We start from the raw sequence: 14,905 nt of genomic DNA, 5'->3' as shown, positions 1-14,905 counted from the left end.
GACTAGAATGATGCATTATTTTATGAGGATAGCCGTTGAAAACAGTGATGCGAGTCGTTTTAATCTTGATATTAGGATGTGCAAGCTTTGCCGCCGATACGATTCCGACCGTCAATCTCTCTTTAAGCGCGCCCAACTCTCCGCAACAATTGGTGACAAGCCTCAATCTTGTTTTAGTCTTAACGATTCTCGTCTTAGCTCCGTCGTTAATTTTTATGATGACGAGCTTCTTGCGTTTGACCATCGTTTTTTCGTTTTTACGTCAAGCTTTAGGAACGCAACAACTTCCGCCGACGCAGGTACTGGTTTCTTTGGCGATGGTATTGACGTTTTTCATTATGGAACCGGTCGCCAAAGAGTCCTACAACGTCGGAATTAAGCCGTATCTGGAAGAAAAAATGAGCTATCAAGAGGCATTTGAAAAAGGAGCCGCTCCGTTTAAAGCCTTTATGGTACGCAATACGCGTGAAAAAGATTTGGCACTTTTTTTTCGTATTCGACAATTGGAAAATCCCAAAAATATCGAAGATATTCCTTTAACGATCGCCGTTTCCGCCTTTATGATTAGCGAAATGAAAACGGCGTTTGAGATCGGCTTTTTACTCTATTTGCCGTTTTTAGTAATCGATATGGTCGTCAGTTCGGTGTTAATGGCAATGGGTATGATGATGCTGCCGCCGGCGATGATCTCTTTGCCGTTTAAATTGCTGATTTTCGTATTGGTCGACGGCTGGAACTTACTCGTCGGTAAAATGGTCGAAAGCTTTCATTAAACGTTCTTACAGAACTTTGACACGCTTTTAAAGCTAAGCTCTAAAAGCTACGTTAACACTGGGTTCTCCTCGGCGGAGTGCCCACGCACCTTTGGTGCTTTTTTATCTTTGACACGCTTTTAAAGCTAAGCTTGGGTTCTCCAAGACGGAGTGCCCGCGCACCTTGGGTGCTTTTACTTCTCGCAAAATGATTTTAGCATGAAGCCGGCTTAAAAGTATGGTGTTAAGAAGCCTTGGGTAGGGTTCGTTTAATTTCTTGACGAATGTGTAGAAAAATCGATTTTACCATCTCTTGATGTAGCGTTTCTATCGTTTCTATTCGTGCGCGAAGCGACTCGTGCGATTCGAGCATTCTAGCTTCTAAAAGTTCTTTTGCGAGACGATGAAGATGCTTATGAAGGGTTTCAAATTTGCGAAACCATGCTTTTTCGCGGTATGCGTGAAAAGGTTTTTCATGCAGCCATTTTCCGAAATAGCATAAATCGGCACTAATTTCAGGCGGTGTCGGTTTGACATTGTCGATAAAATTTTTTAAATCGTTGATCCATGCATTATGCTCGCAGAGCGCGTAAAGCCAAGGAAGAGCCTCCGAGTCGTAGCCGTAACGTCGCCATATGCGTAAATTATCTTTCATGGATTGGGGATCGGCGATCCATTGGACAAGTTGATCGGCGTTCATCGGTCGAGCAATTCCGTATCCTTGGGCGTATTGACATCCTTGTAGCAATAAAAAGATACCGTGTTCGACACTCTCGACTCCTTCGGCGATAATGTTTTTATGAAACGATTTTGCCAAGCCGATCACACCCTCTACGATGGTAAGGTCTTCCGGATTAGCAACCATATCGGCGATGAAGCTTTTATCCATCTTTAAAATTTTTGCGGGCAATTTTTTAAGGTGCATTAACGTGGAATAACCTGTTCCAAAATCATCCAGCGCAAAGTGAATTCCCATAGCGGCGCATTCGTGAATAATGTGTGAAACGCGCTCAATCTCTTCGAGTGCGCTGGTTTCCAATATTTCGATTTCTAACTGGTTGGGTAAAATATCTGCGTAATCTTCCCATAAAATTTTTAAACGTTCCAAAAACGTCTCTTCTTGAAGTTGATACGCGCTAATGTTAATGCTAACGGGAAGAAAGAGCCCTTTGGTATTCCATTCCCTAAGTTGCCATAAGACTTGGCTGATAACCCATTCTCCGAGTTTTACGATGAGAGGATGGTGTTCGATCAACGGGATAAACGTCATCGGTAACAAAAGACCTTTTTGAGGATGCTCCCAACGAATTAACGCTTCGACGCCGACGATAGTACCCGTTTGCATGTTGACTTTGGGTTGGTAATAAAGCACAAACTCTTGACGGTTTAATCCTTGCGCAATTGCGCTTAGCTCATCGTTCATGGCTTTTAAGAGCCTATTTTCGTTGAAATCGAAAAAGTGATACCGGTTTTTACCGGATTGCTTGGCGATATACATCGCTTGATCGGCATGGCGTATCAGTTGTTCCGCATCATGATGATCCATAGGATAGAGCGTCACGCCGATGCTGCATGAGATCGAAAGTTTAATATCGCCTAAAAGTACGGGTGCGGATAGGGTTTTGAGCAAGCGTTCCAAAACGATTTGACACGCATATGCTTCATCGATACTTTGAAGAACGATGACAAATTCGTCGCCGCCGATTCGTGCGATCGTATCGTCCTCGTGCATGACATGTCGCATTTTTTGCGCGACGACGACCAAAAGTTGATCTCCCGTAAAGTGACCGTAAGTATCGTTTACGGTTTTAAAGCCGTCAAGATCCAGATAGATAACGCCGACCATCCGCCCGTTTTGGTCGGCTTTGAGAAGTGCTTGATGCAGTCGTTCGGCAAGTAAAACGCGATTGGGAAGATGGGTCAAAACGTCGTAATAAGCGTTGTATTCTAATTGCTTGCTTAAAGATTGTTCTTTAATATGAAGTTGTTCTAGCGTCGCAATGCGTTCTTGGATACTCTGCGCCATCGCATTAAACGCGGTTGCAAGCTTTGAAATTTCCTTGTCATGGCTCAATTCAACGCGCTTGGAGTAGTTGCCTTCTGCTATCGCTTGTGCGCTTTGGGTAAGTTTGATGAGATTTTGATTGATCCAACGGGCAAGTAAATTGAGAATTAAGGCGGATAAAAGCAATTCGACCAAGGCGATGGCAATACTTTTGATCATCATTGAGCGACGTTCCGTTTGGTAAAACTCCGTAGAAATTCCGATGCGAAGGGAGCCGATTTTTTGATCGGAAATCATCAGATCGATGGAAGTATCATACGTGGGTTCTTGAACGCTTTGTGCATTTAGCGGTGTATTTTGAAGCGTTTGAAGAGCATTTAAGTCTACCGCTCCGACGCTTGCGATCGGCGTATGTTGGAGATCGAGCGCAACCAAATAGAGCATGTTAAGATTTTGGTACGACTCTTCTAAAATAGCTTGAACCGTTGCATAATCGTTTTGAACGAACGGAGCAATCAATGCGCTTTGTAAAAGGACTTTTTCGGCTTGAAGCCGTTGGGCGGTTTGTCGTAATAAATTGTCGCTTAATTGTTCAACATTGCGGTAAACAAGGATAGAAAGCATCACGCTTTCGATGAGTAAGGCGGCAATAAGCCATTTCCATGCAAGAGAGAGCTTCATCGATCGTTAATGCGTTAATCGCGAAGAGGTTTTTTGGGCTATAGCGCGTAGTGTGTCTAACGCATGAGGCTCAAGCATTTCAAAGCCCTCCAATTTCGTAGCCTTAAGATGCCGTGCGCCTTCTTGACTTTGGGAAAAAGCGACCAACGCATTGCGCCACTCTTCGATCGTAATCCCCTTTGAAGCTTTGGCTAAAAAAATACGACCCGGTTTGGGCGAGCTATGGTAGACGACGAAAAGTTGATTTTGCAATTCTTGATCCAGTCTCAAATAATTAGGTAACGAAATAATGATGAGATCGACTTGGTTTTTGAGTAATAACGTCGCTAAACTGTCCGAAGCGCTGATGTAATAACTGTAAATTAAATTTCTGCCCGGAACGTAACCTTGTTGTTCTAGCCACTCTTCGCCGCAGAGCGTTGCATAGGAGACGGGGTCTTGTCCTGCAATTTTGATGTTTTCGGGATGATCTTTAAGCGAAGAAGACGTTTTGCTTAAAATAATCGTCTCCAAGCCTTTGGTGTAGGTCATTAAAGGTACGTAATGCGCTTGGTGTTGCGCCAAATAAGCTAAATTCGGTGAGGTAATAATCAAATCGTAAGTATCGCCTTGATTGCAAGTATCGGCAAAATCGCTAAATGTTTTTGCGCTTAAAATTTGTACGGGTCGATTGAAATAATGTTCTAAAAACGTTTTAAGATCGCGATGTACATCATAGATAATACGAGCGGAGGAATGCGGTGCGATTCCTATTTTGAGGCTCTCTATTTCTTGGGCAAAAAGCGCAGAAGCCATACTTAGAAGAACAATCGAAACAAACTTAAAATTAAACACTAAATATCACCTTTTTGTCACACTATCACGAATTATATAGAAAATAGCGAGAGAATGTCAATGCAATGTCAGGCGATACGCTAAAGGAAAAATGAATCCAAAAAGGCGAAGCTTAGATGTAAAGCTCAAAGCCTTTTTGCTGTTTGAGGACGCTTTCAAAGAGCTTTTGTGCTCCTTCTAGCACCTTTTCGTTTTGCTTATCCGCTTGCTCCATCATCTGATCGATCATTTTTAACAGAGAATTATTAGTATAATTTTGCGTATTTTGATCTTTGGCACTCGGCAAAGTTTGATTGACTTCGTAAGCGGTATTGATAGCGGATGCGAGCGTGACCGTTTCAGAGCTTTGTTGCACGTTGGAAAGGTACTCGTCGATTTGCGGTTGAATGAGCTTCATCGCCGCATCGATCTCTTTTTGATCGTTTTCGTCGATTCCGTCGCCTTCGTAGTGAAAATTGTAACCGTAAGCATGTGAAAGCGAGAGCATCGTATTTTGCGTTCCGCCGCTTTGTTCGTGTGAAATCGAAGCGGAACGCTCGTCGTACATGTTAAGATCGATGACGTCGCCGCTACTGGTTTGGAGTGAAAATCCAAGACTGTTGTAACTGTAATTATTAGTATTGATCGATTGTGATTGCATAGCAATGCCCCTTTGACTATGGTACAACCAAATCGACGTAAATAGAGTTTACTTTAGGCGTTAATAGGGCGATTTAATTTTTTTTGAACGGAAGCGACTTTTTGATGCATCCCGTCTTCTCGGTTTTTGCGAATATCAAATTTTAAGCACGCATACACGCGTTCGCATTCTTCCAGACATTCGTACGCTTGCTCGACAAGCGACAAGGCTTCTTGCATCGTAGACGTTTCCACGACCGTACTCATCGGCGTGAGTTTATAGGCAAAACCGCTTTGATCGATTTGATCGATAATCTTCGCGACAAACGCGCTTTTTGAACCGCTTCCTTCCAACGGGAACATACTCATTTCCAATAATACGCTCATCAAAAATCCTTACATGTCGGTTTTTAGCTGTCAAATCCGCTATGATATTTTTTCTCTTTGGCGACGACAATCTCTTTTTGGCGCTCTTTTTTGTGCATCTCTTTTTCGACGAAAATCGGTTTCCGAGTGATCGGATGCAAGCCCGTATAATACATCAAAGTCGCATACGTCGAAGGCGTCGGCGTAAAGATTTGTGCTTGTTCGGGATTGATTTTGAGTACGTTGGACGCAAAATTTTTCAAAGAGTGCATATGCCGTTCTTCGCATCCCGGATGCGCGGCAATCAGGTAGTAGGTTAAAAATTGCTTTTTACCCGATTCTTTGGTCAGTTTGTCGAAAAGTGCTTTGAATGTGACCAAAGAGTCTTTGCCGGGTTTTCCCATCAGTGCTAAAATCTCGTCGTCGATATGCTCGGGCGCGATTTTCATCTGTCCGCTTAAATGGTGTTCGACGATCTCTTTGAGGTATTCGTAACCGTATGCTTTATCTTCACTGATCAGATCGTAGCGAATGCCTGAAGCCACAAACGCTTTTTTGATACCCGGAAGTGCTCGCACTTTGCGTAAAAGATCGATTTGTTTTTTATGGGTCGGTTTGAGGGCAGGGCAGAGCTTGGGAAACATACAGCTTTTATCTTCACAGGTTCCTTTGGAGAGCTTTTTTGAACATTCATATCCGTACATGTTAGCCGTCGGTCCTCCTAAATCGGAGATAATGCCTTTAAAATCCTTATACGTAGTAAACAGTTTGGCTTCTTTGAGAATAGACGCTTCCGAGCGGCTTCGAATGGTTCTTCCTTGATGAACGCTGATGGCACAAAAACTGCATTCGCCGTAACAGCCTTGATGGGTGTTAATGGAAAATTTGATGGTCTCCAACGCTTTGATATGCCCTTGTTTTTTATAATACGGGTGTGCGTCGCGCATAAAAGGAAGCGCGCTGATTTCATCCATCTGTGCGGTCGTGAGGTAACGAGCGGGTGGATTTTGAATCCAATAGCGCGTATCGACTTTTTGGCATAACCCTTTGGCGGAAACCGGATCGTTATTGTGGTAAAAAAGATCAAACATATCCATAAATTTGAGTTTATCGTTGATGACTTCCTCGTGGCTGGGGAGTTGAAGATACTCGGTTTTCGGCTCTTTCGCGATGTAACAAAGTCCTCTTACATGTAAGGGTGAAATGCCTTGTTTTAGGGCATCGGCAAACTCGACGACGCTAAGATCACTCATACCGTAAAGCAGATAATCGGCTTTGGCGTCGAATAAAATGGGTTTTCGAACGGCGTTCGACCAAAAATCGTAGTGACTGACCCGTCTCAAGCTCGCTTCGATACCGCCGAGCATAATCGGTACGGTGTTTTTAAAGTGTTGTCGAATGAGATTAACGTAAACAAGACTCGCGCGATCGGGTCGTTTGTTATTGATGCCGCCGGGCGTATAGTCGTCGGAGTTTCTAAATTTCTTCGTCGCGGTATAGTTAGAGACCATCGAGTCCACGCTTCCGCCGCTCACGCCCCAAAAAAGTTTCGGCTCTCCCAGCCGCGTGATGTCGGCAGCACTTTTGATGTCCGGTTGAGCGATAATGCCGACTTTATACCCCGCTTTTTCCAAAACGCGACCGACTACGGAAACGCCCATATAAGGACTATCGATATACGCATCGGAAGTGACGAGAATCACGTCGCAACGATCCCATCCGCGTTGCTTTATTTCATCAAAAGTCGTGGGTAAAAACATAGGGCTCCTCAGGGCTAAAAATACTTTATCGAACTATAACGAATTTCCTATTGCGTTTGGCTTTTTTTAAGATGCATCGTAGTAATATCGCTCTACTTATTTTTACGGAGGATTCGTTTGAAAAACTCGCTTTATTTCAATATAAAAGTCGAAGAAGGCATCTTTGAAAAAATCGTCGAAGAACAAAAAAACATCGGCTATTATACATTGCCCGAGCAAGATATTAGTTATCTTGAAGCGTACTTGGAAGAGTTTCGCTCCAAAAACGACGACAATGCGATTAAAGACATTGCCATTATCGGTATCGGCGGGAGTTCTTTGGGACCTAAAGCTATTTTTAGAGTGTTACAAGGAATTCGCGATTTCGATAAACGTTTACATTTTTTCGAAAGTACCGATCCTGCGTCAATTCGCTCGACCTTAAATAAACTTGACATCAAGAACACGCACTTTTTTGTCATCAGCAAGTCCGGAAGTACGATCGAAACCATTTCCGTGTACAAATACGTCCTTTCCTTACTGAAAGCCAAAGAAATTAGCTTGGATTACCGCTTTACGTTCGTAACCGACGTCGGTTCCAAACTCGAAGCACACGCCAAATCGCTTAAAGCGTTTGTTTTACATATTCCGATCAATGTCGGAGGACGTTATTCCGTACTTTCCGCGGCGGGTTTAGCTCCGCTTTTATTGGCGGGTGTAGACGTTCAACGTTTGCTTGACGGTGCTAAAGCCATTAAGCAAAGTTTCTTCGAAGACGGATACATCAAAGAGACCTTGTTGAAAAAAGCGACCTATTACGCCAAAAATTCGATGAACTATAATATCAATACGTTATTTGCCTATTCGGAGAGTTTGGACTATTTTACGGATTGGTACGTGCAACTGTGGGGCGAGAGTTTAGGAAAAAAACAACGTAATAGCAGTTTTAACGTCGGTTTAACGCCGGTCGGTTTGATCGGACCTAAGGATCAACACTCCTTTTTACAGCTCATCGTCGAAGGACTTCGCGATAAAAGTGTCACGGTTTTAAAAGTCGAAAATTTTGACGATAAGATTAAGATTCCGTCCATTACCCTCAAAGAGCTTGAAGATTTGGATTTGATGAACGGTATTGCTTTTTGCGATTTGATTAACATGCAAGCCGATTCTACGATTGAAGCGTTGCTCGATAAAAAAGATATTCCCGTCGATACGATTACGATGCAACATATCGACGAAGAGAATATGGGAAAATTGATTTTCTATTACGAGCTTTTAACCTCGATCGTCGGTCAAATGATGGATGTTAACGCTTACGACCAACCTGGCGTCGAAGACGGAAAGCGTATCTTAAAAGGTAAATTGATCGAAGAAAAACGTCTTAAAAAAATACGTTAAATACCGTGTCGGGAAGCTCTCCCGACACTATTTTTCCACAAAACTGAGCGCTTGCTCGTACAATGCAGATCCCATTTTCCCCCACATTGAAAAAAGGTGTAAGGTTTTATCGTCGATATGAAACGTTTGCGCGATTTTTGAGATGACTTTATGTTCGTTGATGCCGTAGCGATCGTCGATATGCACTAAAACCAACAATGCCAACATAGCGATTTTTTGATTTTTAGGCGATAAAAACAGGTTTAAGATCGCGTCCAAATCAAAGGCGTTTAACTCTATTTCAACGTTTTCAATTCCCATTTCCGTGCAGTATTCTTCTACGACTTCTCTCTCTTTTAGTCCGTATTCGCCGTCAAGTTTTGCGACGTATTGCGCCAGTTGTAAAAAAGCAAATTTCTCTTCGGCACGTAATTTCATCAGTAACACATTGGGCTCCTTTTGGTAAGAAATAGCAAAATTATAGTCAAAAATTTTAAATAAAGATTAATAATATGTTAGAATAAACGAAGCGTATTTTGAAGGATGGGTATCGTGGATAAAAAAAGTAAAAAAAGCGAAAAAATTTTAGAAGCCGCCTTGATGCTTTTTGCTAGTCGAGGTTTCTATTCGACGACAATCCCCGATATTGCGAAAGCAATCGATATGAGCGTCGGAAATATTTACAATTACTTTTCTTCTAAAGAGATCTTGGCCAAAGAGATTATTAAATACTCTTCGGATATTTTAGGTGCGGAAATCAGACGTGTCAACGAAGAGACATGCAGCGTCCAAGAAAAGATTCGTAAGATCGTTTCGCTCTATTTTGAGATGGCGTCTTCCAAACCGCAACACATCAACTACTTTTTGCGCGTTTATATTGCCAACAGGGAAGTTTTTAAAGACGGGTGCGAAGGGATGCTGTGCGTATCGGCGTTTGTCACGGAGTTGATGATTTTTTTTGAGGAAGGCGTTGCGTGCGGCGAACTTCGCAATCAAGACTTCTTTTCGGCTTTCGGTCTTTTTATGGGCTACTTGGGCGGTTTCGTCTTTTTAAACGGAGAGGGCGTTTTAGATAAAAATATCAATTGTTATATCGACGATATTGCATTGAACATCTACAATGCCTTAAAGCAACCGTGAAAGAAAATACAAAATCAACGGTTATTTGGATTCAAGGCATTACATGTAACGGTAATAGCCACTCTTTTTTGAATTACTCAAACATGGCACTTTTTGCCGCCTCTTTTGAAATGCTCTACCATCCTTTGTTATTTACGGCACACACCTTAGAATCGCTTTTAGACAAACCCGAAGCGTTTGACTTTCTGATCGTTGAGGGTGCGTTTACGAAAGAAGCGCGTTATCTACAGCGTTTTGGGCGTTCGTTTCCCGAAATTTTGGAACCGCTCGCGAACAAAGCGCGTTTTATCGTGTGCGTGGGAAGCTGTGCAAGTTTCGGCGGTATGTTTCGTTTACGCGATCCTCGGCACATTAGCGGCGCGCTCTTTAATGCTAAAGAAAAAGGCGGGTATTGGGAGAAAAAATCCAACGTCGTGAATATTCCCGGTTGTCCCGCACACCCGCGTTGGATTGCGGAAACGATGATGGCGTTGAGAGAGGGGAAAACGGTTCTTTTGGACGAATTCTTGCGACCGAAAGAGATCTTTGCCTACTTGGCGCATCACGGATGTTTGCGAAACGAATATTTCGAATGGAAAGTCGATTGTAAACAGTTGGGCGAAAAAGAGGGATGCATGTTTTACGAACACGGTTGCTTGGGCCCTAATACGCATGCCAATTGCAATAAAATACTCTGGAACGACGTTAGTTCGAAAACCAGAGCCGGATCGCCGTGTCTTGGTTGCACGGAGTTTGATTTTCCGCGACGTGCGCTTTACGAAACGCATAAGAACATGTCTTTGCCGCAAACACCTTACGGTATCGGTAAACGTGCCTATTATACGCTAGCAGGCGTTGCCAAAAGTTTTAAAATCGAACGATTGGAAAAGAAACTCATCGATGAAGATCACTAAAGAAATCATAGAACGAATCGAAGGCGAAGCCGCTTTAGAGGTAGAATGGGAAGACGAAAAAATCGCATTTGCGAAGCTGAAGTTTTTCAATTATCGCGGCATTGAAGAGATTTTACGCAAACGACCTTTGTACGATGCGCTTGCCTTTACGCCGCGGGTTTGCGGTATTTGTTCGCATTCGCATGCACTGGCATGCGTTCGTGCGATTGAATCGTGCTTCGAACATGCTCAAGAGACGATCACTTTAAACAAAAAAGCGCGCGATATACGCGAAATTGCACTGAATGCCGAAAAAATTCACAATCATATCAAATGGTATTTTTTCTCCATCCTTCCCGAATTGGAAAAAATCGACGATCCTACGTACCGAGGCGACGCTTTTAAAAAACCGCGTTGGTTCTTAGCCCAAAATGCTATTACCGAAACGTTAAAAATGGGTGCGATCTTCTCGGGGCAATGGCCGCACGGCTCTTTCGTCGCACCCGGAGGCGTGACATGTGATCCTGTGAGTTTGGACGTTTTGAATGCCCGCGGTATTTTAGAAAAAGTCATCACGTTTTGCGAAGAGACGCTTTTTGGATTTTCCTTGGAAGAGTTTACGGGATTTGATTCCGCCGTACAGGTTATGGCAAGTCCTTCCGCGCTTTCGTGGGGAATCGATACGATGATTCGTCATGCATTTGACCGTCTCGGGCGTAGTCACGATCGCTTTTTGGCGCTGGGGGATTCGTTTTTGTACGAAGGCGCGCTTAAATCGGCTAAAACGACCGTTTTGCCGGCCGATATCAAATACATCTCCGAAAGCCTTGCACATACTTTTTTTGAAGATACTACGCAAGGTTATACCTATTCTAAAACGGCAACGTATAAAAAGAGTTTTTTTGAAGTCGGCCCTTTGGCGCGGATGATGGTAGCCAAAGAGGGATTGATTCGCGATTTTCATCGCCGTTTTAAAGACGCGGCATTAACGCGCGTGATGGCACGCGTCGCCGAATGTGCACATTTGTTGGTTCAAACGAAGCGATTGCTGGAAAACTTGGATATTCGCGAAGCTTCTTTAATACCGCCAAAACGTAACGTCCATGAGCTGAGCGCAGAAGGTATCGGCGTGGTTGAAGCTCCCAGAGGTAGCTTGATTCACACGATCAACGTGCGCCACGGCGTGATTGAGCGTTACGATATCATTACGCCGACCGTTTGGAATCTCGGCAACGGAGAACGCGATAATTTATCGGTCGTTCAAAAAGCTCTAGTCGGTCTAGATTCGTTGACCAAAGCAGACTTTATCGTCAAGAGTTTTGATGTTTGTTCGGTGTGTACGACTCAATAACGCACGATTATTCAGTGTGACAATTTATACATTTTTAATACTATACACTTTTTATCTCCTTTTTTTGTTACATTTTTACTCTATTTACTGAAAATAAGCTAAAGATTATGCACATCTAACATATTGTGAAATAATTTTTGATTTAATACTAAATGAATAATCATTCAGGTAATAATTTTTAACCTGCATGAGGAGTCTACATTGATCTTGGAAAATTTACACAGGAGAAACTGATGGAACACGCAAAACTGTACGAAAGGCTTTCTCAAAGATTGAATGATCTTGAGAAGTTCCCCCGTATTAAGGAAGAGAAATCAATTGCGGCACTCATGGAAGAACACGGTATTAGCCGTAGGGATTTCATGAAGTGGGCAGCCGGAGTCACGGCAATGCTTTCTTTACCGTCTGAATTTACGCCTCTTATGGCGCAAGCTGCCGAATTGACCGACCGTTTACCGGTTGTATGGTTGCATATGGCAGAGTGTACCGGTTGTTCTGAGAGCTTACTTAGAACCGACGCCCCTACGATCGATAGTCTTATTTTCGATCATATCTCTTTGGAATACCACGAGACGTTAATGGTCGCCTGTGGTTGGCAAGCAGAGCACAATTTAGAAAGTGCGATCGAGAAATATAAAGGCAAATTTATTTTGATGGTTGAAGGCGGTATTCCGGCAGGAAGCAGCGAATTCTTTTTAACGGTTGGTCCACACGGACAAACGGGTCAAGCCAGTGCAAAAAAAGCGGCCGATGCGGCAGCAGCTATTTTTGCGATCGGTACATGTTCAAGTTTCGGCGGTATACAAGCGGCATATCCAAACCCTACAAACGCACAACCTTTGAGTAAAATCACGAATAAACCGGTCATTAACGTTCCGGGTTGTCCTCCAAGCGAGAAAAATATCGTCGGTAACGTGTTGCATTACATTCTTTTCGGTACGCTTCCGGCATTGGATGCTTACAATCGTCCAAAATGGGCATACGGACTTAGAATACACGATCTTTGCGAAAGACGCGGACACTTCGATGCGGGCGAATTCGTGCAAGAATTCGGCGATGCGGGCGCTAAAAAAGGTTTTTGTCTCTACAAAGTCGGCTGTAAAGGTCCTTATACATTTAATAACTGCTCACGCGAACGCTTTAATCAACACACTTCATGGCCGGTCCAAGCGGGACACGGTTGTATCGGATGTTCCGAACCGGGTTTTTGGGATAACATGGGACCGTTTGAAGAGCCTTTGGGCGATAGACTTTACCATACCGTTTACGGTGAGGGTGCCGATAAAACAGCCGATAAAGTCGGTGTTGCGCTTCTAACGGTTACGGCGGTCGGTATTGCGGCTCACGCGGCTATTGCTGCGGTTAAGGGCAGTGGAAAAACTGAAGAATAAGAGAAGGATAAGTAAATGAGCAAAAGAATCGTAGTCGATCCAATTACCAGAATCGAAGGACACTTAAGGGTTGAAGTTATCGTTGACGATAACAATGTTGTCACGGAGGCTTACTCTTCCTCGACGCTTTGGAGAGGTATTGAAACTATCCTTAAAGGAAGAGACCCCAGAGATGCGGGTTTTATGACCCAAAGAATTTGCGGCGTTTGTACCTATTCGCATTATAAAGCGGGTATCGTCGCCGTTGAAGATGCTCTTGGTATCGAACCTCCGTTAAATGCTAAATTAACGCGTACGTTAATGAACTGTGCTCTTTTCTTGCACGATCACCCCGTCCATTTTTATCACCTTCACGGACTCGACTGGGTAGACGTCGTCTCCGCGCTTAAAGCCGATCCGCATAAAGCGGCGCAAGAAGCGTTTAAATATACCGATGCACCGCTCGCGTGCGGTGCCGACGACCTTGTCGTCGTACAAAAACGGGTTGCGGAATTTGTTAAAAAAGGTCACCTTGGACCGTTCGCTAACGCTTACTGGGGACACTCAACGTATAAATTAACGCCTGAGCAAAACCTGATTGCGGTCTCTCACTACCTCAAAGCTTTAGAAATGCAACGTATTGCGGCACAAATGATGGCGGTTTTCGGTGCAAAACAACCGCATCCTCAAAGTTTGACCGTCGGCGGTGTTACATGTATTATGGATCTTCAATCTCCGGCTCGTTTGGGCGAATTTATGACGAAATTCAAAGAATTGGCGGATTTCGTGAATCGTGCGTACTATCCGGACGTCGTTATGGCGGGCCTTGCTTATGCGGGTGAGCCGAGCGTCAATGCCGGTCTTGGCGTACCGAACCTCTTTACGTACAAAGAGTTCCAGCTTAACGCTAAAGAGTTCTTGTTTGAAAGCGGCGTGATGATGGGCGAAGACGTCATTAATCTCGTGAGCGGTAAACCGTTTAAAGTTCAAGAACTCGACGAAAGTAAAATTACCGAAGAAGCAACGCACTCTTGGTACAAAGACAATGCTGCGTACCATCCGTACGAAGGAAGACAAGAACCGAACTATACCGGTTTTAAAGATGCCGAGACGATTAACGATAAAGGCGTACTTGCTCCGACGAAAGTTATTGACGAAAAAGGCAAATATACATGGGTTAAAGCACCTCGCTACGACGGCAAACCGCTTCAAGTCGGACCTTTGGCAAATATTGTCGTTAACTATGCACTCGGTAACAAACGTGTTAAAACCGTTGTCGACAAATTCTTAAAAGATACGGGTCTTCCTATTACGGCGGTTGCGTCAACGCTCGGTCGTACGGCATGCCGTATGCTTGAAGCCAAAGTGATTGCGGATTACGGTTTGGAAGCGTTTAGCGCATTGATTCAAAACCTCAAAGTCGACGACTCGACGTACACGAGCTATAAAATCGATAAAAACAAAGAGTACAAAGGTCGCTATATCGGTAACGTACCAAGAGGCGTATTAAGCCACTGGGTTAAAATCAAAAACGGCGTGATCGAAAACTACCAAGCCGTTGTTCCAACGACGTGGAACGCCAGTCCAAAAGATGCCAAGGGCGTTAGAGGTTCGTATGAAGAATCCCTCATCGGACTTAAACTAGCAGACCTTTCTCAACCGCTCGAAATCGTAAGGATCATTCACTCTTACGACCCATGCCTTGCATGTGCGGTACATGTCATGGATAAAAAAGGCAACGAGATGAGCAGTTATAAGGTAAACGTCAGCGGCGCATCTTGCTAAGAAAAGGGAGTCTAA

At 43.7% G+C, this 14,905-nt stretch carries 13 protein-coding genes; 7 read left to right on the top strand and 6 right to left on the bottom strand.

The genetic code is table 11. The annotated features are described in order from the left end of the window. Nucleotides 1–47 precede the first annotated feature (47 nt). Nucleotides 48–773, top strand: a complete 726-nt coding sequence (fliP, locus tag NL930_RS07015) for a flagellar type III secretion system pore protein FliP (RefSeq protein WP_041961916.1) — start codon at nucleotides 48–50, stop codon at nucleotides 771–773. Between the two features lie 223 nt (nucleotides 774–996). On the opposite strand, the gene NL930_RS07010 is transcribed toward fliP, so the two are convergent. The 5 genes from NL930_RS07010 to NL930_RS06990 form a co-directional block, all read right to left on the bottom strand. After that, nucleotides 997–3,438, bottom strand: a complete 2,442-nt coding sequence (locus NL930_RS07010; RefSeq protein ID WP_254376128.1) for an EAL domain-containing protein — start codon at nucleotides 3,436–3,438, stop codon at nucleotides 997–999. 6 nt (nucleotides 3,439–3,444) lie between these two features. Beyond that, entirely contained in the window at nucleotides 3,445–4,272 is an 828-nt protein-coding gene (locus NL930_RS07005) for a PhnD/SsuA/transferrin family substrate-binding protein (RefSeq protein ID WP_254376127.1), read from the bottom strand. A gap of 112 nt (nucleotides 4,273–4,384) precedes the next feature. After that, complete coding sequence (locus NL930_RS07000) at nucleotides 4,385–4,912, bottom strand: hypothetical protein (RefSeq protein ID WP_254376126.1); 528 nt, start codon at nucleotides 4,910–4,912, stop codon at nucleotides 4,385–4,387. 53 nt (nucleotides 4,913–4,965) lie between these two features. Next, on the bottom strand, nucleotides 4,966–5,277 hold the full coding sequence (locus NL930_RS06995) for an MTH1187 family thiamine-binding protein (RefSeq protein WP_254376125.1): 312 nt from the start codon (nucleotides 5,275–5,277) through the stop codon (nucleotides 4,966–4,968). 23 nt (nucleotides 5,278–5,300) lie between these two features. Continuing rightward, a complete protein-coding gene (locus NL930_RS06990; RefSeq protein ID WP_254376124.1) occupies nucleotides 5,301–7,016 on the bottom strand; it encodes a YgiQ family radical SAM protein in 1,716 nt (571 codons plus the stop codon). Between the two features lie 117 nt (nucleotides 7,017–7,133). Between NL930_RS06990 and NL930_RS06985 the strand changes: the two genes are divergently transcribed. Beyond that, nucleotides 7,134–8,393 carry a glucose-6-phosphate isomerase gene (locus NL930_RS06985; RefSeq protein WP_254376123.1) on the top strand — a complete coding sequence of 420 codons (1,260 nt, stop codon included), beginning with the start codon at nucleotides 7,134–7,136 and terminating at the stop codon, nucleotides 8,391–8,393. Between the two features lie 27 nt (nucleotides 8,394–8,420). Here NL930_RS06985 and NL930_RS06980 read toward each other — a convergent pair whose 3' ends face one another. After that, nucleotides 8,421–8,810 (bottom strand): TerB family tellurite resistance protein, encoded by a 390-nt coding sequence (locus NL930_RS06980; RefSeq protein WP_231563837.1) that lies wholly within the window; start codon nucleotides 8,808–8,810, stop codon nucleotides 8,421–8,423. A 105-nt stretch (nucleotides 8,811–8,915) separates the two neighbouring features. On the opposite strand from NL930_RS06980, the gene NL930_RS06975 reads away from it, so the two are divergent. The 5 genes from NL930_RS06975 (at nucleotide 8,916) to NL930_RS06955 (ending at nucleotide 14,890) form a co-directional block, all read left to right on the top strand. Further along, on the top strand, nucleotides 8,916–9,512 hold the full coding sequence (locus tag NL930_RS06975) for a TetR/AcrR family transcriptional regulator (RefSeq protein ID WP_173636956.1): 597 nt from the start codon (nucleotides 8,916–8,918) through the stop codon (nucleotides 9,510–9,512). Beyond that, complete coding sequence (locus tag NL930_RS06970) at nucleotides 9,509–10,405, top strand: hydrogenase (protein ID WP_254376122.1); 897 nt, start codon at nucleotides 9,509–9,511, stop codon at nucleotides 10,403–10,405. The genes NL930_RS06975 and NL930_RS06970 overlap by 4 nt, the downstream gene beginning before the upstream one ends. Further along, nucleotides 10,392–11,735, top strand: a complete 1,344-nt coding sequence (locus tag NL930_RS06965) for a nickel-dependent hydrogenase large subunit (RefSeq protein WP_254376121.1) — start codon at nucleotides 10,392–10,394, stop codon at nucleotides 11,733–11,735. Before NL930_RS06970 ends, NL930_RS06965 begins: the two co-directional genes overlap by 14 nt. 233 nt (nucleotides 11,736–11,968) lie before the next feature. Next, a complete protein-coding gene (locus tag NL930_RS06960; protein ID WP_039674427.1) occupies nucleotides 11,969–13,126 on the top strand; it encodes a hydrogenase small subunit in 1,158 nt (385 codons plus the stop codon). 15 nt (nucleotides 13,127–13,141) lie between these two features. After that, nucleotides 13,142–14,890, top strand: coding sequence for a nickel-dependent hydrogenase large subunit (locus NL930_RS06955; protein ID WP_039674428.1), 1,749 nt, complete (start codon nucleotides 13,142–13,144; stop codon nucleotides 14,888–14,890). The last annotated feature ends 15 nt before the right edge of the window (nucleotides 14,891–14,905 follow it).

It is taken from the genome of Sulfurospirillum sp. hDNRA2, from assembly GCF_024206095.2.
Classification (GTDB): domain Bacteria; phylum Campylobacterota; class Campylobacteria; order Campylobacterales; family Sulfurospirillaceae; genus Sulfurospirillum.
The sequence above is the reverse complement of the archived record's forward strand: the minus strand, read 5'-3'. Positions and strand labels throughout refer to the sequence as shown.